The sequence below is a fragment of the Chryseobacterium sp. Leaf405 genome (assembly GCF_001425355.1).
Taxonomy (GTDB): Bacteria; Bacteroidota; Bacteroidia; order Flavobacteriales; family Weeksellaceae; genus Chryseobacterium.
The window spans coordinates 562,121-582,756 of sequence record NZ_LMQN01000001.1 but is presented as its reverse complement, the minus strand read 5'-3'; the positions used below and the strand labels follow the sequence as shown (position 1 = coordinate 582,756).

Annotated in this window: 21 protein-coding genes; 16 read left to right on the top strand and 5 right to left on the bottom strand. The window is 33.6% G+C overall.

Annotation, left to right across the window (positions count from 1 at the left end):
• The first annotated feature begins 67 nt into the window (after nt 1-67).
• The 3 genes from ASG22_RS02630 to ASG22_RS02620 all read left to right on the top strand — a co-directional run bounded on the left by ASG22_RS02630 (nt 68) and on the right by ASG22_RS02620 (nt 1,712).
• Nucleotides 68-514: a low molecular weight protein-tyrosine-phosphatase gene (locus ASG22_RS02630; protein ID WP_055980084.1), complete on the top strand. Its 447-nt coding sequence runs from the start codon at nt 68-70 to the stop codon at nt 512-514.
• 49 nt (nt 515-563) lie between these two features.
• The gene (locus ASG22_RS02625) at nt 564-1,262 is read left to right on the top strand and encodes an SAM-dependent methyltransferase (protein WP_055980081.1); all 699 of its coding nucleotides are present in this window, start codon (nt 564-566) and stop codon (nt 1,260-1,262) included.
• Between the two features lie 72 nt (nt 1,263-1,334).
• Nucleotides 1,335-1,712, top strand: a complete 378-nt coding sequence (locus tag ASG22_RS02620; RefSeq protein ID WP_055980079.1) for a hypothetical protein — start codon at nt 1,335-1,337, stop codon at nt 1,710-1,712.
• 52 nt (nt 1,713-1,764) lie between these two features.
• Here ASG22_RS02620 and ASG22_RS02615 read toward each other — a convergent pair whose 3' ends face one another.
• The gene (locus ASG22_RS02615; protein ID WP_082504919.1) at nt 1,765-2,643 is read right to left on the bottom strand and encodes a DUF4349 domain-containing protein; all 879 of its coding nucleotides are present in this window, start codon (nt 2,641-2,643) and stop codon (nt 1,765-1,767) included.
• Nucleotides 2,644-2,785: 142 nt separating this feature from the next.
• On the opposite strand from ASG22_RS02615, the gene ASG22_RS02610 reads away from it, so the two are divergent.
• A complete protein-coding gene (locus ASG22_RS02610; protein WP_055980072.1) occupies nt 2,786-3,853 on the top strand; it encodes a DUF2891 domain-containing protein in 1,068 nt (355 codons plus the stop codon).
• 1 nt (nt 3,854) lies between these two features.
• Here the strand turns inward: ASG22_RS02610 and ASG22_RS02605 are convergent, their stop codons facing one another.
• Nucleotides 3,855-4,328 (bottom strand): DUF962 domain-containing protein, encoded by a 474-nt coding sequence (locus ASG22_RS02605; RefSeq protein WP_055980069.1) that lies wholly within the window; start codon nt 4,326-4,328, stop codon nt 3,855-3,857.
• Nucleotides 4,329-4,396: 68 nt separating this feature from the next.
• Between ASG22_RS02605 and ASG22_RS02600 the strand changes: the two genes are divergently transcribed.
• The 4 genes from ASG22_RS02600 (at nt 4,397) to ASG22_RS02585 (ending at nt 9,465) form a co-directional block, all read left to right on the top strand.
• Nucleotides 4,397-5,242 (top strand): helix-turn-helix domain-containing protein, encoded by an 846-nt coding sequence (locus tag ASG22_RS02600; RefSeq protein ID WP_055980066.1) that lies wholly within the window; start codon nt 4,397-4,399, stop codon nt 5,240-5,242.
• Nucleotides 5,243-5,331: 89 nt separating this feature from the next.
• A complete protein-coding gene (locus tag ASG22_RS02595; protein ID WP_055980062.1) occupies nt 5,332-6,642 on the top strand; it encodes a TolC family protein in 1,311 nt (436 codons plus the stop codon).
• A 19-nt stretch (nt 6,643-6,661) separates the two neighbouring features.
• The gene (locus ASG22_RS02590) at nt 6,662-7,774 is read left to right on the top strand and encodes an HlyD family secretion protein (protein WP_055980059.1); all 1,113 of its coding nucleotides are present in this window, start codon (nt 6,662-6,664) and stop codon (nt 7,772-7,774) included.
• A gap of 101 nt (nt 7,775-7,875) precedes the next feature.
• On the top strand, nt 7,876-9,465 hold the full coding sequence (locus ASG22_RS02585) for a hypothetical protein (protein WP_055980056.1): 1,590 nt from the start codon (nt 7,876-7,878) through the stop codon (nt 9,463-9,465).
• Nucleotides 9,466-9,542: 77 nt separating this feature from the next.
• Here ASG22_RS02585 and ASG22_RS02580 read toward each other — a convergent pair whose 3' ends face one another.
• Entirely contained in the window at nt 9,543-10,217 is a 675-nt protein-coding gene (locus tag ASG22_RS02580; RefSeq protein ID WP_055980053.1) for a hypothetical protein, read from the bottom strand.
• 99 nt (nt 10,218-10,316) lie between these two features.
• Between ASG22_RS02580 and ASG22_RS02575 the strand changes: the two genes are divergently transcribed.
• On the top strand, nt 10,317-11,021 hold the full coding sequence (locus ASG22_RS02575) for a class I SAM-dependent methyltransferase (RefSeq protein ID WP_055980050.1): 705 nt from the start codon (nt 10,317-10,319) through the stop codon (nt 11,019-11,021).
• Between the two features lie 10 nt (nt 11,022-11,031).
• Here ASG22_RS02575 and ASG22_RS02570 read toward each other — a convergent pair whose 3' ends face one another.
• Nucleotides 11,032-11,490, bottom strand: a complete 459-nt coding sequence (locus tag ASG22_RS02570; RefSeq protein WP_055980046.1) for a hypothetical protein — start codon at nt 11,488-11,490, stop codon at nt 11,032-11,034.
• Between the two features lie 210 nt (nt 11,491-11,700).
• Here ASG22_RS02570 and ASG22_RS02565 point away from each other — a divergent pair, with 210 nt between their 5' ends.
• Entirely contained in the window at nt 11,701-12,180 is a 480-nt protein-coding gene (locus ASG22_RS02565) for a hypothetical protein (protein ID WP_055980043.1), read from the top strand.
• Nucleotides 12,181-12,271: 91 nt separating this feature from the next.
• Here ASG22_RS02565 and metG read toward each other — a convergent pair whose 3' ends face one another.
• Nucleotides 12,272-14,308 (bottom strand): methionine--tRNA ligase, encoded by a 2,037-nt coding sequence (gene metG, locus ASG22_RS02560; protein ID WP_055980040.1) that lies wholly within the window; start codon nt 14,306-14,308, stop codon nt 12,272-12,274.
• A 186-nt stretch (nt 14,309-14,494) separates the two neighbouring features.
• Here metG and ASG22_RS02555 point away from each other — a divergent pair, with 186 nt between their 5' ends.
• The 6 genes from ASG22_RS02555 (at nt 14,495) to ASG22_RS02530 (ending at nt 20,560) form a co-directional block, all read left to right on the top strand.
• The gene (locus tag ASG22_RS02555) at nt 14,495-16,654 is read left to right on the top strand and encodes a glycoside hydrolase family 97 protein (protein ID WP_055980035.1); all 2,160 of its coding nucleotides are present in this window, start codon (nt 14,495-14,497) and stop codon (nt 16,652-16,654) included.
• A gap of 154 nt (nt 16,655-16,808) precedes the next feature.
• Nucleotides 16,809-17,804: a bile acid:sodium symporter family protein gene (locus tag ASG22_RS02550; RefSeq protein WP_055980032.1), complete on the top strand. Its 996-nt coding sequence runs from the start codon at nt 16,809-16,811 to the stop codon at nt 17,802-17,804.
• Nucleotides 17,805-17,834: 30 nt separating this feature from the next.
• Nucleotides 17,835-18,365 (top strand): nuclear transport factor 2 family protein, encoded by a 531-nt coding sequence (locus ASG22_RS02545; RefSeq protein ID WP_055980029.1) that lies wholly within the window; start codon nt 17,835-17,837, stop codon nt 18,363-18,365.
• A 243-nt stretch (nt 18,366-18,608) separates the two neighbouring features.
• Nucleotides 18,609-18,983: a hypothetical protein gene (locus ASG22_RS02540; RefSeq protein WP_131726138.1), complete on the top strand. Its 375-nt coding sequence runs from the start codon at nt 18,609-18,611 to the stop codon at nt 18,981-18,983.
• Between the two features lie 122 nt (nt 18,984-19,105).
• Nucleotides 19,106-19,834 carry a pirin family protein gene (locus ASG22_RS02535; protein ID WP_055980022.1) on the top strand — a complete coding sequence of 243 codons (729 nt, stop codon included), beginning with the start codon at nt 19,106-19,108 and terminating at the stop codon, nt 19,832-19,834.
• A 174-nt stretch (nt 19,835-20,008) separates the two neighbouring features.
• Nucleotides 20,009-20,560 carry an NADPH-dependent FMN reductase gene (locus ASG22_RS02530; RefSeq protein WP_055980019.1) on the top strand — a complete coding sequence of 184 codons (552 nt, stop codon included), beginning with the start codon at nt 20,009-20,011 and terminating at the stop codon, nt 20,558-20,560.
• Nucleotides 20,561-20,636: the final 76 nt, after the last annotated feature.

Sequence of the window (20,636 nt, the reverse complement as noted above, 5' to 3'; positions counted from 1 at the left end):
AGAATAATTTATTCTTCATTTTTTATTTAGTTTTGTATTTAAACTAATAATTTTAAATCAGAAAAACATGAAAATATTGATGGTTTGTTTGGGAAATATATGCAGAAGTCCTTTAGCAGAAGGAATTATGAAGAAAAAAGTTCCTGAAAATTTTTTGGTTGATTCTGCAGGAACAATTTCTATGCACGAAGGCGAGCATCCCGATAAAAGAGCCATTAAAACGGCAGCCAATCATGGAATTGACATTTCAAAACAAAGATCGAGACCCATTATAAAAGCAGATTTTGGAAATTTTGATAAAATTTACTGTATGGATACAAATGTTTATGAAGATGTTATTTCTAAAACGAAAAATGAAGAGCAAAGACAGAAAGTCTCTTTATTTATGAAAGTGTTGGAAGATCATGAAAATTCCGAGATTCCTGATCCGTATTGGGGTGAAATGGATGATTTTGAAAATGTTTTCCAATTGTTAGAAAAAGGTTGCAGCCGAATTGCCGAACAGGTTTTATAATCACTTTTTATTTTTTTCTTAAATTTAATCTTCATAAATATTATATAAAATGCTTTTTTTACTTCCTGCTTATCTTTCAGAAAATACCTCTATCACGCATTTTTCGCCTGTGATTAAAGATTATATTATGCAGACAGATTACTTTTTTGTGGAAAATGAAAAAACCGCACGAAAAGTTGTTAAGTTTTTCGCTCCTGAAAAAAAACAGTCAGATCTAAAACTTTTTTTGTTGGATAAGTATACTGAAAATAAAGATATTAAAGAAGCTCAGGAACTTATGTTAAAAGGACAGGATTTCGGATTGCTTTCAGAAGCCGGTCTTCCCTGTATTGCTGATCCCGGAAATCTGATTGTAAAATGGTGTCATGAAAAAAATATCAGAGTTATCCCGATTTCAGGACCTTCTTCAATTATTTTAGCATTGATTTCCAGTGGTTTTAACGGACAGGAATTTACATTTAACGGATATTTACCAATCGACAGAAGTGAAAAGAAAAAGCAGATTTTACAGTTAGAAAGTCTGGTTCAAAAGACGGGATATTCGCAGATTTTCATGGAAACACCGTATAGAAATAATCCTCTGTTTGAAGATTTAACCAAGTTTTTAGCACCAGCTACAAAGCTTTGTATCGCAGCAAATATCAATGATCCAGAGCATGAATTTATTAAAACAAAAACGATTAAAGAATGGCAGAAACAGAAACCTGAACTGCATAAAATTCCGGCTGTATTTGTTTTAGGCAAATAATTTTAACATGCATTAACGCAATCTTAGCATCATTCTTGTCTTTATTAAAACATAACTTTAAAAAATTAAATTATGTCTGAGAAAAAATTAGCAGGACTTTGGATTGACAGCGAAAAAGCTGTTGTTGTAAAAAATCATGATGCTCAAAATGCATTTAAATTTTTCCTTTGCAGTCCGGTAAAAGCAGAAATTCAACATGGTAATTCAAGTGAGAATGCCGGAAACAACGCAGAAAGAACGAATAAAGTAAAATTCTTCAAAGAGATAGAACATTTACTTACCAATTCTCAGGAAGTCTATATTACCGGTCCGGGACAAATTCAGGAAGAACTGAAACATTATCTACATGAGACTGCTCAGTTTAAAAATCTGAATATTACTTTGGATACTGCACAGCAAATGTCTGATGAACAGGTTTTAGAAACCGTGAAAAATCATTTCAATGCTTAACATTTGATTTAAAATATAAAAACCGAATATTAATCAATATTCGGTTTTTTCTTTATTTTTTTCTTATTTTGCTTCTCCATTTTTTCCAGGCAAAAATAATTAACGGAATTAATAAAAAGAAAGGCCAAAGTGAAATAATACCAAGCAGAAAAGCAACAAAACTATTCCAGCCTTCCGTTACCGAATCTCCGAAACGACTTCCGAAACCAATTTTAGATGTGGTTGAACTTCTTACTTTTTCTTTATACAAGCTTACATTCAAGGTGCTGTAATTCACCCGATCATCTATAAATCGAAGTCTGCCTTCCGAAACATCAATTTCATCTTCAAGCTCACGAATATTTTCCTGAATTTCCAACATATCTTTCGTGGTTTTTGCATTTTTCAGCATATCACGATATTTTTCAAGGTAAATTTTCTTATTGGCTAATTTTATAGAGACATCGGTGTATTCTTCTGTTACGTCGTTTGAAGAAATATTTTTTGACAGCACAGAACCAAGTCCATTAGAAAAAGAATTAACTAAAATACCAAAACTTTGATGTGGGACTCTGATGGTTATATCCAAATTTTCATCTACATCTGTATTTTGAAACTCTTCTTTTTGAATGTAAGCCTTATTGCTTTTTATAATTTCATTGACCTGATTCTGAGCTTTTTTAATATCACCAACCTGAATTCTCATATCACCATTTTTAATAATTTTTTTGGAAATTATATTGATGTTTTGAGGTTTAGAATTGGGTTCATTTTCAGAGATTGCCTTTTCAGAGATATTGTTGGCAGTAGGAGATGCCGTAGCACTTGATATTACTTTATCTTCTTGAATAACTTCCATTAGATCAGCTTTTAATTCAGGCTGAGCCAAGTTTTCAGATTTATTACAATTGATAAGAAATAAACAAAATAAAGGAGCAATGAATTTTTTCATGAGTAAGTTTTGCTGAATCTTATCAAAAATCATGCTTTAATTTTAAGTTTGATGGAAAATTTTCAATGATTTTTAGAATATAATACAATTATTTTAATGAATGTTATTTTAGAAGATGAAATTTAATTTCTATTTTTATTGAATGAAAAGAAGTCTTATAGTAATTATATTTTCTCCAATTTTGATGTTTGCTCAGGAAGTTCCGAAATTGACAGATGAAATGGCGATTAAATTATCCGAAAAACCACTTCATTGCATCAATCAGGAATATCCGAATAAAACAGCACACATCATTAATAATGCTAATGAATCCCCTTTAACTCCCAAAGATCTTCATCCGACTTTTTATGGTTGTTTTGATTGGCACAGCTCTGTTCATGGGCATTGGATGCTGACTCGTTTATTAAAAACAAAACCAAATCTATCGATTGCAAATGACATTGAAAATATTCTTGATAGTTCATTTACAAAAGAAAATCTTCAGGCTGAAGCAGATTATTTTACAAAATATCAGTTAACCACTACTTTTGAAAGAACATACGGTTGGGCATGGCTGTTGAAATTGGACGAAGAATTAATGACATGGGATCATCCGAAAGCAAAAATATGGCATCAGAATTTAAAACCTTTAACAGATAAAATTCTAAGTTCATGGAAGACCTATCTGCCAAAACAAACATATCCAAACAGAACGGGAGTTCACCCAAATACTGCATTTGCAATGGTTTTTGCATTAGATTGGGCAAGAGCAACCGGAGATAAAACTTTTGAAGATCAATTGGTAGAAAAGGCAAAATATTTTTATTTAAAGAATACAAAAACTCCGGCTTATCTTGAACCGGACGGTTCTGATTTTTTTTCGCCAAGTTTAGAAATTGCGGATTTAATGAGAAGAGTTTTGCCTCAAAAAGAATTTATTTCTTGGTTACATAACTTTTACGAAAAGCGAAGTCTGGAGAATATTGAAAAAATTCCTGTTGTAAGTGATTTGTCTGATTATCAAACCGTTCATTTGGTTGGTTTGTCTTTCACAAAAGCTTGGTGTATGAAAGGAATTGCAAAATCTCTTCCCGATAACCATCCATTAAAAAAGGAGTTCCAAAAGACGGCCATTATCTTTTTAAACAATGGACTTCCTTTATTATTTCAAGGGAATTATGGGGGAGATCATTGGTTAGCAAGCTTTGCAGTGTACGCTTTAGAAGACTGATCTAATATTTGATTCCCATTTTTTTTAGCAAGAAACTTAATAACCAGATTGGTCCGATTAAAAGAAACTGAAGATCTTTTAAGAAAGATGGTTTTTTGCCTTCAATTTTATGTCCGACAAACTGTAAAATCCATGTAATGATAAAAACAGCAAGATAAAATATCCATGAATTTTTTCCGAAAGTAACGTTAGCCAATGATACAAGATGCTCCATTAAAAGCATTACAAAAATCATGATCAAAGCAATTCTCCATGATAACCGAAAGTAAAATATAGTGACCAAAACTAATGCGATAAAACTTGCAACGCTTAGAAAACCAAAGTATTTTAAATAAATATTCGGTGTCGGAATGTATGAAATAAAACCTAAAATCGTCCAAAAAATCAAAGGAACACAGATCCAGTGAATTAATTTGTTGGTTGAATTTCTGTGGCTTTCGCCATATTCTGCAAGAAGTAAATCAATTTTTCTCATAATTGGAATTGGAAATACTAAAATAATAAATTTTTGCAATCGTTCAAGACTTTGCTTACATTTGTGTTATGTCTGTCTTAGAAAAATTTGGGGTCGAAATTTTCACGCAACATAATATTTTCGAGAGAATTGCTGTCGATAAGCCTTTCCGTCCTGATAATCCTGCATTTATATTCATTAAAACAGGAACGATAAAACTCAGACAACATTTTAGCGATCTTGAACTTTCGGCAAATATGTTTATGGTGACAGATCCACAGACGGTTTATGAAATGATTTCCGTAAGCGATGATTTTCAGTCGAGAATGGTTTCTTATAAAAGAGAATTTATTTCGGCTTTATCATTGAAATTCAATCGATTAATTACCTATCGTTATTTCAGACAGCAAATGAATATCGGGGTTCCTTTTCTGCCCAATGAAATGGAAGTAGTCTGGAAAAGTGTGAATTTTCTTAAATATATTCTCGATTCTGAAACAGAAATAACCTATAAAAAAGAGATTGTTGAACATCTTTTTTCCGTTTTTTGTTACCAGATGGCAGGGATTATTTCTAAAGAGGATAATAATTCGTTAAATCAAATGTCGAGACAGGAAGAAATTGTTTTTGTTTTCTTAAGTGATCTGGCAGAAAATCATCTTAAAGAAAGAACGGTGGAGTTCTATGCCGAACGTCAGTCGATCACAACCAGACATCTTTCTTCAGTTGTGAAAACGATTACGGGGAAGTCTGCAAGTCAGGTGATTGCTTTGATTGTGATTAATGAAGCAAAAGTATTGTTGAATTCTTCCAGCAAGCCTGTCGCAGAGATTTCTTCAATTCTCGGTTTCAGCGATCAATACTCATTTTCTCATTTTTTTAAGAAACATCTGGGAGAAAGTCCTTCACAATATCGAAATCAGTTTGAAGGATAAAATCCTACATTTGAACATCTTTTTCCAATTATCAAACATTTGTTTGAATTGATGATCTCCATAACTTTGTATTCGTAAAACAAGGTAAAATGGTAAAGAACATAAAAACAGCTCTATCACTCGTGGTAGCGTTATTTCCTGCGCTGTTTTTTTCACAAGAAATCAAACAGATGACAGCGAATGAAGTCGCCGAACTGGCGGTGCGAAATCATCAGCAGTTGAAAGTTTCTGCAAAGAATATAGACATCGCAAAACAGAATATAACAATTACAAAACTTCAGAAATTACCAACAATAACGGCTTCAACAAGTCAGTTTTATTTGGGAAATGTAATAGCAATTGATAAAGATTTTTCAAATTCCACAACAATTCCAATGCCTCATTACGGAAGTTCTTATGCAGTTCAGGCGACTCAGCTGATCTTCAAAGGCGGATTGGTAAATAAGTCGATTGAGTTGGCGGGACTTCGTGAACAACTTTCAGAATTAGATTTAGAAAAGAATAAACAGGATGTGAAATTTTTAGTAATATCCAATTATTTAGATGTTTATAAAATTTTAAATCAACAGCAAGTTTTTCAAAACAACAAAAAATTGGCTCAGGAACGATTGAAAAATATCCAAAAATTCTATCAGCAGGGAATGGTGACCCGAAATGAAGTGATTCGTGGTGAATTGGCGATCAAAAACTTAGATCAGGGAATTTTAACGTTAAAAAACAATAAGAAAATCCTTAATTATAATTTAAGTATCGCTTTGGGTTTACCAATTGATACAGAGATTGTTCCGATTGAAGAATTAACCAACAAAGAATCAGGAATCGGAATGGATTATTATGTGAATCTTGCCCATGAAACCAATCCATTAATGAAATCTGCGAAAACAAATATTGCTGTTGCAGATAAAAATATTGAGATTATTAAAACAGATAAAATGCCTACTGTAGCAGGATTCGGAGGTTATACTTTGCAAAGACCTATTACCACAAGAAATCCTGTTTTGGATATGTATTCAAGTGGTTGGCAGACGGGAGTTTCTTTAAGCTACAATATAGATAACCTTTATAAAACGAAAGAAAGAGTACAGTTAGGTGAAATTCAGAAAGATCAGGCAAATGATGCTATGACTTTAACCCAACAAAATATTGATATGGCGGTAAATGCTGCTTATGTAAAATATCAGGAATCCATTCAACAGACTGAAATACTGAATGATGCTAAGAAACTGGCAGAAGAAAACTACAAGATTACGGAAGCTAAATATCTGAATCAGTTGGCAGTACAGGCAGAAATGATTGATGCGCAAAACCAAAAACTACAATCGGAATTGGATTATGCCAATGCGGAAATCAATGTGCTGTATCAATACTATAACCTTCTTAAATCTACGGGAACTCTTTAATTTTTAAAACTGAAAAACAATGGAAAACAAGGAACAAAATACTCAAAATACACAATCGGCTCCAGCAAAATCTGGTGCTGCAGAAAATAAAAAATCAAGAAAAAAGAATAAAATAAAAGCCATTATTTCCAATATTGTTGTCTTTGTGATTATTGGCTTCGGATTGTACTGGCTCGTTCGTCAATATTTTCACGTTGGAGATAAAACGTATACGGAAGCGGCTCAGGTTGAGGAATTTATCAATCCAATTAATACAAGAGTTTCGGCTTATATCAAAGAAATTAAATTCATTGAACACCAGCAGGTTAAAAAAGGAGATACATTGGCAATTCTGGATGATCGTGAAATTTTAACACAGGTAGGGCAAGCGGAAGCGGCGTATCAAAATGCATTGGCTCAACGAACGGCTACCAATTCGTCTGTGAATACAGTTTCCAACAATGTAAATGTGATGGAATCTAATATTGCCGGAGCAAAAGCAAGACTTTGGAACGCTGAGCAAAATTTGAACAGATATAAAAACTTGCTCGCTTCTGAAGCGGTGACAAGACAGCAATACGACCAGATAAAAACCGAATATGATGCGCAGAAAGCGGCTTACGAAACGTTGGTTAATCAAAAACAGTCTGCCAACCTTTCAACAACCGAAGTGAAAAGTAAATTTGGAATCATTGATGCTGAAATTAAGAGAACAAAATCGGCTTTGGATATGGCAAAGATCAATCTTTCTTATACGGTAATTACAGCACCTTACGATGGAATTATGGGAAGAAGAACGATCTCGGAAGGACAATTAATTCAACCCGGACAGCAAGTGGCAACTATCGTCCTTAACGGTCAAAAATGGGTAACGGCAAATTTTCTGGAAAGTCAGATGCCGAACATTAAAATCGGAGAAAAAATGATGATGACGGCGGATGCGCTTGGCGGACAAAAATTTGAAGGGATAGTGACAGCAATTTCTGCGGCAACCGGATCAAGATATTCAAGTGTGCCGACGGATAATTCGACTGGGAATTTTATTAAAGTTCAACAGAGAATTCCTGTGAGAATCGAGTTTACGGCTTCCAATAAGAAAGAAGATGTAGCAAAATTGAGCGCCGGAATGAATATGAATATAACCATTAACTAAAGACTTAAAGATTTCAGACATCAGATTTTAGAGGATGTAAGAAAATGAAGGAGTAATAATAAATCTGATGTCTAACATCTGAAATCTAATATCTAAAAAATATGTACAACAAAGGATTATATCACGATTGGGTACCCAAGCCGATACAGCTTTTATTAATCGTTTTATTAATGACTGTGGTGATGCCGATTGGTGGGGTTTACACAGGAAATATCAGCTATATGGTCGGCGGAACGGGTTCACTTTCGGAATATTATATGTTTGCTAATTATGCCACAACCATTGGGATGGGAGCAGCAATGCCGATTGTATTAAGACTGAAAATGAGATTCAAAATACGGGATAAAATCACAACGGTTTTGGTTCTTTTAGGAATCCTAAATTATATTAATGCAACAACTTTTGAACCAAGTGTTATTATTGCAAGTTCTTTATTCATAGGTTTTTGTAAGATGGTGGTCGCCATAGAATTATTTTTACCGCTAATGGCAATGATCGGAAACAGAGGAATGTTTTACGGTGTATTTTACACATTTGTATTAATAATGAATCAGGTAGCAGGATATTATGCAGTCGAAGTTTCCATTTTGTATAATTGGCAGTATTTTTTTCTTATTATTTCAATTTTATGCGTGATTCTGGCATTGATTCAGTGGATTTTTATGCACGATAAATATTTTGCGCTCAAAGTTCCGTTGTATTATATCGACTGGCTGAGTATTCTGTTTTTTGTTTCAACATTTATGTTTTCGGCGTATGTTTTTGCATTCGGGAAACAACAGGATTGGCTGAATTCTTCAAATATAATGAATGCAGGAATTGCCGCTTTTATAAGCTTTTCATTATTGGTTGTTCGACAGATTCATTTAAAAAGACCCTATTTGTCATTTAAAATTTTCTCAAGAAATAACGTTTTGCACGGATTATTTATGCTGCTGTGTCTGGGAATGTTCATGGCAACAGCATCCATTCAAAATATTTTCACTGTGGGAGTGTTGGGTTATGATCAATTGACAAACACAAAATTAAACTTACTTATGATTCCCGGAATTATCCTGGCAGGAGTTATTGCTATTTTCTGGTTTAAAAATGACAGACCTTTAAAGATGTACATATTTGCAGGGTTCTCAGGAATGGTAGGATATTCAATCATTATGTATTTTTCAATGGTGTTGGAATTTAATTATGAAAACTGGTATCTGCCGATGTTTTTAAAAGGTTTTGGAATGACGGCTTTATTCATTTCGGTTTGGTATTACACGTTAGACAAACTTGAATTAAACGATATGCTGGCTGCCATCGGATTGGCTCTGGTTTGGAGAACATTTCTCACCGTCGGCTTATTTTCTGCAATATTTTCATGGTTTCAATATCAGTTTCAGATCGTAAGTTTGGGAGATATGGCTGTGTATATGGATGGTCTTACGGTGAGCCCGCAAAATGTAATGAGCAATATGAAAACCATTCAGTTGAACGCGATTATTGCTTCCAATAAAAAGATTTTCGGATACATCATTGTAGCAGGTATCGGAATTTTAATTTATGTTTTCACCCATCATTTCGGTAAAGAACAATTTACCTATCCAAGATTGATAAGATTGGTAAGAGGAAAATCGGTGATCGGCAGAAGACGAATCAGAGAAAGAAAATTATCATCAGAAATAAAAGACGCAGCAGGACCTGCGCTATAAAGAAACCTTGTTTTTCATTTGCAAAGCCCTTTCTTGTTTTGAGATTGGGCTTTGCTTTTATGAGAAGTTTTATTAACTTATAAATATGAATTTTGTTTGGCTTGTGAAGGAGTTTTACCAATTTCTTTATTATTTACTCGAATGAATGACCAACCATTTATTTCTTTTAGATTTGTTTCAAGTTCAAATTTTCCGATATTTGTAAAGTACAATATTTTAATGTCATCATCAGAATTTTTATTAATAATAATTCCTGGATTAGCATAATTAGAATCACTTTGGTTAAAGTAAATTTTTTCATTTTTTACAAAATTTTGAAATATCCTTTCAGTTTCATTAATTACTTTTGTGTTAGCACAATAAGCTTGTTCACCTTTTAGAATATCTTTAATTTCATTAGGAAGATTGAGAGTTTTGACAAATTCATGAGTTTTAAAAATTTCTTTTAATGATATTTTTACATTATTAGATTTATATTGTCGTCTTATCAATCTAAATTCATCTGCAAACCATTTGAGATGATTAGATTCAATATATTTTCTCCAATTTTCGTTAGAAATTTTTTCTTCTAAAAATTCAATATGATTAAAGTTTTCTATTCTTTCTTTATTTACATTGTAATATAAATCTTTTTTGTGAACAAAAAATAATATTGTGTCTGAGTTAAAATAAGAATATATTTCTGGTTTTATAAAGAAGTAATTTTCTTTTAGATAGGATATTAAATCCACTTTTAAATTATCGTCATTCATGTTATAAATTATTGAGTTCTTTCAAATATACAAATTTTTACAGTTGATAAGAATAGTCTTAAAGTTTAAACTTTTAAATCAAACTCCTATCTTTGCACTATGAAAGACCTAATGGGAAAAGCAATCTGGGATTACTATCACAACGAAGATCCACAAGATTTGCAGACAGAAACTTCAATTTCCGAGATGGATGAACTTCCGGTTGATTATCTTTTTCGTGATTTTCAGGATATGAATAAGATCGAACAAAAAGCGTTGAAATTATCTCAGGGAAAAATACTGGATATCGGAGCAGGAGCAGGTTCACATTCTTTATATCTTCAGAATGAAAGAAAGCTGGATATTACAGCTTTAGATATTTCACCAAAATCAATTGAAGTTTGTCAATTAAGGGGAATTAAAAAAGCGGTTGCGGAAAATATGCTTCATTTTTCAGGCGAAGCTTTCGATACGATTCTTTTATTAATGAATGGAACAGGGATTTTCCAAAGTCTTACAGTAATCGATATTTATCTTAAAAAATTATATTCTTTATTAAATAAAAACGGTCAAATTTTGATCGACAGCACAGATATTCTGTATATGTTCGACAAAGATGAAGACGGCGGAGTATATATTCCTGCTGAAGGATATTATGGCGAATTAGATTACACTGTTCATTATAAAGGTGAATCTGAAGACCCGATTAAATGGCTGTACCTTGATTTTAATACGTTGAAAAATGCTGCGGAAAATAATGGTTTCCACATTGAAAAAGTGATGCAGGATGAAGATTCTTATTTGGCTAAACTAATTAAAAAATAGTAATCTTTAATTAACGGACAAGTGCCCAAATAGCAACGCCAATTCCGGCATAAGCAACAATAGTAATAATATCAGCGATAGGTTGTGAAAAACGTTTTTCAGCAATTTTCTCACTATTAATCTGGTTCTTATGGAATTTCAGAATTTTTTTGGGATTATGAACCGGATGTGCGACGAGACTGTCACTTTCCCAACGGTCAACAATTACTTTATAGGTTTTACCGTCAACGTCAATTTTTACATTTTTGTTAGCTGCAAGTTTCTCTTTAACATTAATCGGGGCAGGTGCTTGCTGTGAATTCGGGCTTTGGGAATCAGTTTTCGTCGGCGCTGAAGTATTATTGGCAACAAATGCACCTTTTTTAGATTCCTGCTGATCGGCTGCCGGATCCACTTGTTTTTTTACCTGATAGGTATAGCAACTTACAAGAGAACATGATATGATGATGAAATAAAGATATTTTTGCATTAGTCAAATTTAAGAATTAAATAGAATATTCAGTATTTTTCTTTTGAAAGATCGTGTTTTTAACAAATTTATGCTTTCTAAAAGAAAGATAATTGTAAGAAATACATTGTATTATTCTTTATATTTTAAATAAAAATACCCAAAACGGGTTATTTTTTTATGATTGGCGGTAGTGTAGTTTTGTAATAATTATTATTAAACCTATACGTTATGAAAAAAATAATTCTAATGACTCTGATGATGTTGTTATCTGCTGTTACTACTGCAAGAGCACAGGAAAAATTTGAGAATAAAACATTAGCCTTGATGGAAAATATTGCCATGAATTCAGAACAAAAAAATGTGGTTGAATTTTTGAAAAAGGCAGACTATGAAAAAGTATCCGAATCTGAAGAAGATGGAGGAAAAACTTATTATTTTATGGGACCTAATTCTTACATGATGAAAATTGAATACAACAAGTCTAAAAAGCTTGTGAACATCGTTATGAGAATCACATCAGATTTTCCTGTAATAATTGATATACAGACAAACTTAGTCCAACATGGATTTGTAAACCGTGATTATAAGCAATTTCATTTTGCAAAATCTTCATATCCTTATAAGTTTTTGACCATGAATGATGAAGATAATTCTTCGGCAGCAACTATTTATCTGTTAACCAAGTATAGTGAAAATTATCAAAAGTGAGAATCTCAAGACGTTTGCATTTATTGAATCCAAAAAACAAAATCCGCTGAAAAATATTTTTCAGCGGATTTGTTTTTATAAAGAATAAGAATTATCCGATCTCAATACCGTTTTCAACATTGCTGTCGTCAGGCGTTACGAAAGATAATTTTCCGTCTGGTTTTGTCGTCAATAACAACATTCCCTGAGATTCAATTCCTCTGATTTTTCTTGGCGCAAGATTTAATAAAATCATTACCTGCTTACCAATTACTTCTTCAGGAGTGAAGCTTTCTGCAATTCCTGAAACCACCGTTCTTACGTCAACACCCGTATCAACCGTAAGTTTTAATAATTTATCTGCTTTTTCTACTTTTTCAGCTTCAGTAATCGTAGCTGTTCTCAAGTCGATTTTCGTAAAATCATCAAAAGTGATTTCGTCTTTCATAGGATTGGCGTTAGGGTTTGTTTTTTTATTGTTTTGTTTTGTGTCTACCAGTTTTTGGATCTGAGCTTCGATTACATCATCTTCAATTTTCGAGAAAAGAAGAGATGATTCGTTGATTGTATGACCTGTTTCAATTAAAACAGATTTTGTTTCAACATCGTTCCAAGTTGTCTGTTGAACATTGAACATATTCAATAATTTTGCAGAACTAAATGGCATGAACGGTTCACACAACTGAGCCAAGGCAACAGCAATCTGAGCTCCTACAAATAGAGACTGAGCCGCTTTTTCAGGATTATCTTTAATAGTTTTCCAAGGTTCTTCTGCCTGTAAATATTGGTTTCCGAAACGTGCTAAATTCATTAAAGCCGTTAAAGAATTTCTGAATTCATAATTTTCCAGGAAGTCTGAAATCTCTTTCGCAGATTTATTAATTTCACTCAATTCAGGAGAATTCACATCACCTTGAGGAATTACTCCATCATAATATTTATGAATTAAAACGGCAACTCTGTTGATGAAATTTCCAAAAATCCCAACTAATTCAGAATTATTTTTCGTCTGAAAATCCTTCCAGGTAAAATTATTATCCTTTGTTTCCGGAGCTGATGAAAGTAGAGCATATCTCAACACATCTTCCTGTCCTGGGAAATCCTGAACATATTCGTGCGCCCAAACTGCCCAGTTTCTTGATGTTGAAATTTTATCGTTTTCAAGATTCAGGAATTCAAAAGCAGGTACATTTTTCGGCATAATATAATCGCCGTGAGCCCTCATCATCGCAGGGAAAATAATACAGTGAAACACAATATTATCCTTTCCGATAAAATGAACTAAATCAGAATTTTCGCTTTGCCAGTAATCTTTCCAGTCTTTCCCGTTTTTGGCTGCCCATTCTTTCGTAAAAGAAATATATCCAATCGGTGCGTCGAACCAGACATAAAGCACTTTCCCTTCGGCATTAGGGAGAGGAACAGGAACGCCCCAGTTTAGGTCTCTCGTCATTGCACGAGGTTTTAAGCCGTCGTTTAACCAAGATTTAACCTGTCCGTAAACGTTCGGTTTCCAGTCGTCTTTGTGACCTTCAATAATCCATTCGTTCAAGAAATCTTCGTATTCATTTAAAGGCAAATACCAGTTTTTTGTCTCTTTTAAAATAGGAACATTTCCGCTTAACATTGATTTTGGATTGATCAATTCAGACGGTGAAAGGGTAGTACCGCATCTCTCACACTGGTCTCCGTAAGCATTTTCATTTCCGCAGTTCGGACAAGTTCCCACAATATATCGGTCAGCCAAAAATTCATTAGCCTGCTCATCAAAATACTGCTCAGACATTTCTTCAGTGAACTTTCCTTTTTCGTACAGCACTTTAAAGAAATCCTGACTCGTCTCACGATGGTTTGCTGACGTTGTTCTTGAATATTCATCAAAAGAAATCCCTAAATCTGAAAAAGATTTTTTAATGATTTCATGGTATTTATCAACAATATCCTGAGGGGTAACTCCTTCTTTTTTTGCTCTGATGGTAATGGGAATTCCGTGCTCATCCGAACCACAGATAAACGCTACATCTTTTCCCAATCTTCTCTGAAATCTTGCGTAAACATCCGCAGGAATATATACACCCGCCAAATGTCCTATATGAACCGGTCCGTTTGCATAAGGCAAAGCTGCCGTAATCATCTTTCTGTTTGACATTTATAGTTTAATTTAATTTGCAAAGATACGGAATATCTGTGGAAATACAGCGCTTCGTTCAGGGGTAATGGTGGTGAATTTATTAGCAGATAGTTAATTGTAAAATTCAGTTTTGTGGTTAATTTATGATAGAAATTATTGTTTTTCAGTAGTACTTTCTTATTTTTAAACCTGTAAATAATCATTATGAAGAAATTGACAATAGGAGCATTATTGTTCTCGATGATGGGTGTTTTTGCTCATGCACAGTCTTTACAGTCTCCCGACGGAAAGTTTGAAATGAATTTTCAGTTGAAAGGAGGAATTCCTTATTATAATCTTAAATATGAGGGAAATGTTGTCGTTGAAGACTCTAAATTAGGTCTAAGATTATTCAAAGATACTTCTGTTGGATTTGCTTCGGAAATTGTGAAACCTGAGGACAAAAAATTTGATTTAAATAATGGTTTTACAAAAACAGACGAAAAAAGAGATGCTAAAAATGAAACCTGGCAGCCGATTTTAGGGGAAAAGAAAAATTACATCAATCATTACAACGAACTAGCAATTACGCTGAATCAGGCGGAAACTGACAGATATATTATCGTTAAGTTCAGATTATTTAATGATGGATTGGGTTTCAGGTATGAATTTCCTCAGCAGAAAAACCTGAATTATTTTACCATTCGTGAAGAAGATTCCGAAATCGATTTTCCAACCGATATGAAAGCCTGGTGGATTGCAGCCGATTACGATTCTCAGGAATATCTTCCGCAGACCTCTAAAATCTCCGAAATTCCGGCAAGATGGCCAACTTCTTTTGACAGCAATGTTTCGCAACAGATGGTGAAAAATACGGTGCAATCGCCTTTAATGCTGAAAAAAGAAGGAAAATCACCTTTATATATCAATGTCGGAGAAGCGGCGGTTCTAGATTATCCGGCTTCTCATCTGGAAGTGGATGCAGTTAATTTTAAATTTAAAACACATCTTACACCCGATAAACAGGGAGCTAAAGGATATATTCAGACTTCAATGGTTTCGCCGTGGAGAACAATTATTGTTTCACCAAAGGCAGAAGAAGTTTTAGCTTCAAAAATGATGTTTAACCTGAATGAGCCGACAAAATATACCGACACCTCTTATATTCATCCTACAAAATATATGGGCGTCTGGTGGGAAATGATCATTGGGAAATCCCAATGGGCTTACGGACAACCGGAATCTAATGTCCGTCTTGGAGTGACGGATTTTTCAAAATTAACACCCAATGGCAAACACGGAGCCAACAATACAAAAGTTAAAGAATACATAGATTTCGCTGCAGAAAATGGTTTCGGAGGATTGTTGATTGAAGGCTGGAATGTCGGTTGGGAAGACTGGTTCGGTCATGCAAAAGAATATGTTTTTGATTTTATCACCCCTTATCCTGATTTTGATATTAAAATGCTGAATGAATATGCTCATTCAAAAGGCATTAAGCTGATTATGCACCACGAAACTTCAGGTTCTGCAACGAATTATGAAAGATGGGCAGACACAGCATTTCAACTAATGAATAAATATGGTTATGATGCAGTAAAAACGGGTTATGTTGGTGATATTGTTCCGAGAGGTGAGCATCATTATTCGCAATGGACGATCAATCATTATTACAGAATTGCAGAGAAAGCCAATGAATATAAAATCATGGTAAATTCGCATGAATCGGTACGTCCGGGAGGTGAGAGCAGAACATATCCGAACTGGATTTCGGCAGAAGCTGCCCGTGGAACTGAGTATGAAGCTTTTACAGGAAATAATCCTGAACATCAGACAATTCTTCCGTTCACACGATGGATGGGAGGTTCTATGGATTATACACCGGGAATTTTTCAGACCAAATTAGATTATTACTTTCCGGGAGATAAACGTTTTGTAAAAACAACGTTGGCAAAACAATTGGCGCTATATGTGGTGATGTATATGTCTTTGCAGATGGCTGCGGATTTACCTGAAAATTATAAAAGACATATGGATGCTTTTCAGTTTATCAAAGATGTGGCGGCAGATTGGGACGATACCAAAATTTTGTCGGCAGAACCTGGAGATTACATCATCACGGCAAGAAAAGCCAAAGGAACTGAAAATTGGTTTGTTGGCGGAATTACCGACGAAAATAAAAGGGAGTACACTGTAGATTTTTCATTTTTAGATAAAGGAAAAAAGTATGAAGCAACCATTTATGAGGATGGAAAAGACGCAGATTATATCGAAAATTCTCAAAGCTATAATATCTACAAAAAGCAAATCAAAAATACATCTAAAATCAAATTTAAAATGGCTCGAAGTGGAGGTTTTGCAGTTTCCGTAAAGCCTTTAAAATAAGCTTGTCAAATTTGTGAAAAATTGAAAAAATCGTAAACCAACTTGAGGAAGCTGTTTGCTGCTTTTAAAGCTGATAACAGTCATATATACTTGTCGGAGGTTTTTCCTTCGACAATTTTTTGTGCCTTACCTTTGTAACATTAAATTTTATACAATGAAGTTGATTAAAACACTTTTTAGCAAGCAAAACATTTTTCTTTTCTTGCTCATCGGGATGGTTTTCATGGCAAAGCTGATTCCTTTTTACGAATCTTATAATCAGTATTTTAATCTTTCGGGTTTTATCGATTGGGGAATTGCAGGGATTTTCCTTTTGTATGGTTTAAAACTGAATTTGAAAGAAGTCGCAAAAGATGTATCCAACTGGAAATTACATCTGCTGATTCAGTCCGGAACTTTTATCATTTTTCCTTTACTGGCATTGTCTTTTTATCCTTTCATTAAAGATTCCGAGTATTACAATATCTGGCTTTCGGTCTTTTTCCTGGCAAGCTTACCATCAACGGTTTCTTCATCGGTGGTCATGGTTTCGATTGCAAAAGGGAATGTGACTTCCGCAATTTTTAATGCATCGATATCAGGAATTATAGGAATTGTGATGACGCCGCTTCTGATGAGTTTTTTTCTGACTTCAAATGGTGAAGGTGGAAATCAAACGGAGATTATTGAACAGCTACTATTAAAAGTTTTACTTCCCATTATTTTAGGCGTTTTGCTGAATCCATTTTTCAAAAAATGGGTGACAAAATATTCTAATGTAATTTCAGAATTTGACAGATTGATCATTTTATTGATTGTGTACGAAAGTTTTTCTACCGCATTTATTGAAAATATCTTCGCTGCCGTTCCATCGTATGTGTTTGTAGCTTTGGCATTCAGTGTTATATTTCTATTTTTTGCGACTTATTATATTTTAAAATTTATTGCTGAAAAAATGAATTTTAAACCGAAAGATGTCATCACAACAACGTTTTGCGGTTCCAAAAAATCACTCGTTCACGGCAGTTTATTTCTACTCGTTTTAGGAATTCCGGATGATCAAAAAGTCTTGTTTCTGCTTCCGGTAATGGTTTATCACAGTTTCCAGTTATTTTATGTAAGTTGGCTGGCAAATAGAATTGCAAAACGCAGCGAAGTTGTTGAAGCTTAAATTTAATTATATTTAAAGAAAATTAGACCTATGAAAACGATAAAACTATTCTTCACTTTTGTGATATTTCTTTTTTCCTTTGCGAATCTTTCAGCGCAATCAAAAACATCGAAATTTGCAAATGAAAAGGTAGCAATTTCAAAAATGCTCGATGATTTTAATGTGGCTGCAGCAAATGCGGAATTTGAGAAATACTTCAGTTTTTTTGCGGATGAATCTACTTTTATTGGCACTGATGCTACAGAAGTATGGAATAAGCAGGAATTTAAAACCTGGGCAAAACCTCACTTTGACAAAAAGAAAACCTGGGACTTCACCTCTTTAAAAAGAAATGTTTATTTCAGCAGAGACGGAAAAATGGCTTGGTTTGATGAATTGCTGGATACTCAGATGAAAATCTGCCGAGGTTCGGGAGTTCTCGAAAAAATAAACGGACAATGGAAGATAAAGCAATATGTTTTATCCGTAACTGTGCCTAATGAAGTTGTAGATAAAGTTGTTGCTGAGAAAACTGCAATAGAAGATGTTTTGTTGCAACAGTTAAAAACTTCTACAAAATAGAATTTCATTAAATTGAATAAAATCATCAATAGGAGCGGACTTTAGTCCGCTTTTTTAAATTGGGTCAAAACTTATAATCTCATTTAAATATCTTATTCTTAACTTTATTGGACATTAAATAGTATGAAAATCAATTTTGGTAACTTGTTTAAAATAAAAGTAGAAAAATAAAATTCTGAGAATTTTGAAGAAATCAATGATTCAGAGTTCATAGAAATTGAACGAGAAGAACATGATAATCATGTGAAGTTTTATTATACAAATATCATCAATTCATTGATTCTCCATACCTACGATACGAAGGAATTGTTTAAAATGGTTCCTGTTTTAATAGATCCATTAGCAGAATTGTATGAAGAGCTTGATTACGCATTTTTACCCGTTCTTTTTGAAACTGTTTTCAGAAATAGATTGATTGATGAAAGTTTTAAAGAAGAACTTCTGAATTTTAAAAAGAAAGTCGATGAAATTCCTGGAGAGCTTTGGGATTGGGAAATATTAGATACCAATGAAATATGGAAAGACATAAGAACCAATGCGGAAACTCTTTTGAATAAGTTAAATATAGAATCAAGAGCTTATAATGAAGGTCATACAACTATAATTTTTAAAAAGTAGAAGTTGGTTTAAATTGAATATTAGTCTTTTTATGTTCTAAGTTCCTATAAAACCCTTTCTTACCTTACATCAACATTTTTCCGATCCCACCACCGTACATTTGTACCATAAATAATCACAATATGAAAACAGTATATCATAAAGCAGATACAAGAGGTCATGCGAACCACGGTTGGCTGAATTCTTACCATACATTCAGTTTTGCCAATTATCAGAACAATGACAGAACACATTTCGGAGTGTTAAGAGTGTTAAATGACGATACCGTTTACCAGGGAATGGGATTTGGAACACATCCTCACAAAAACATGGAAATTATCTCCATTCCGTTGGAAGGCGATCTGGAACATAAAGATTCTATGGGAACAACTGCTGTTATTAAAAAAGGAGAAATTCAGGTGATGAGTGCCGGAACAGGAGTTCAGCACAGCGAATACAACAAAAATAAAGATGAGGAAGTAAAATTCTTACAGATTTGGATTTTTCCAAAAGAAGTTGATGTTGAACCAAGATATGATCAGAAAAGTATCAAAGAAGGTAAAAAAATCAACGGATTCCAGCAAATTTTATCGCCGAATAAAAATGACGACGGTGTTTGGATTCATCAGGATGCGTGGTTTAATTTAGCCAATTTTACGAAAGGAAACGGCAAAAATTATACACTTAATAAAAAAGGAAATGGCGTTTATGCTTTTGTATTAAAAGGAAGTGCAAAAGTGGGCGACAGAATTTTAAATGAAAGAGACGGTTTAGGAATCTGGGACACTCAAAGTTTCAATATTGAAGCATTAGAAGACACAGGAATCCTATTAATGGAAGTTCCGATGGAATTGCCCTCATATTTAAGATAATTAAAAAATTAAAAAATAATTTCGCACAGTAAAAATTCCCCTGCTCTGGAGGGGTGGCGAAAATTCAAAGAATTTTTGAAGGGGTGGTTGAAATATTCGGATTAATAAAAAAACTTCCCGACCTTTGCATAAATAATTAAGAACATAAATTTACTTTAAAACAGATAATATACAATGAAAATTTTAGCAGTAGCAGGAAGTAACTCCGATACATCGATCAATAAATTATTAGTTTCTTACGCAGCTTCATTAATTGAAAATGCAGAAGTAGAAATCGTTGATATGAACGATTTTGAAATGCCAATCTACAAACATCAAAGAGAAGTAGAAAGCGGAATTCCGCAGGAAGCAGTAGATTTTGCGGCGAAAATAGACGCGGCAGACGTACTTTTAGTTTCTTTATCTGAGCATAACGGAACATATTCAACGGCATTCAAAAATGTGTTTGACTGGACTTCAAGAATAAAGCCCAGATCAGTATGGAACGAAGTTCCGATGTTGTTGATGGCTACAGCTCCGGGAGGAAGAGGTGGATTGGGCGTTTTGGAAGCGGCAGAAAAACGTTTCCCATCACATGGAGGAAACATTATTGATACTTTTACCCTTCCTTTCTTCAATGATAATTTTGATAAAGAATCAAACAAAATTTCTAATGAAGAGAAAAACAGCGAATTAAAAGAGAAAATTCAGAAAATTTCGGCTATCGAATCTATCCTTGAAAAATAGGTTTGAAAATTAATATAAAATTAATATCTTTGCAAAAAGAAAAAAGATGAAAATTCAGACCACTTTTAAAGAATGT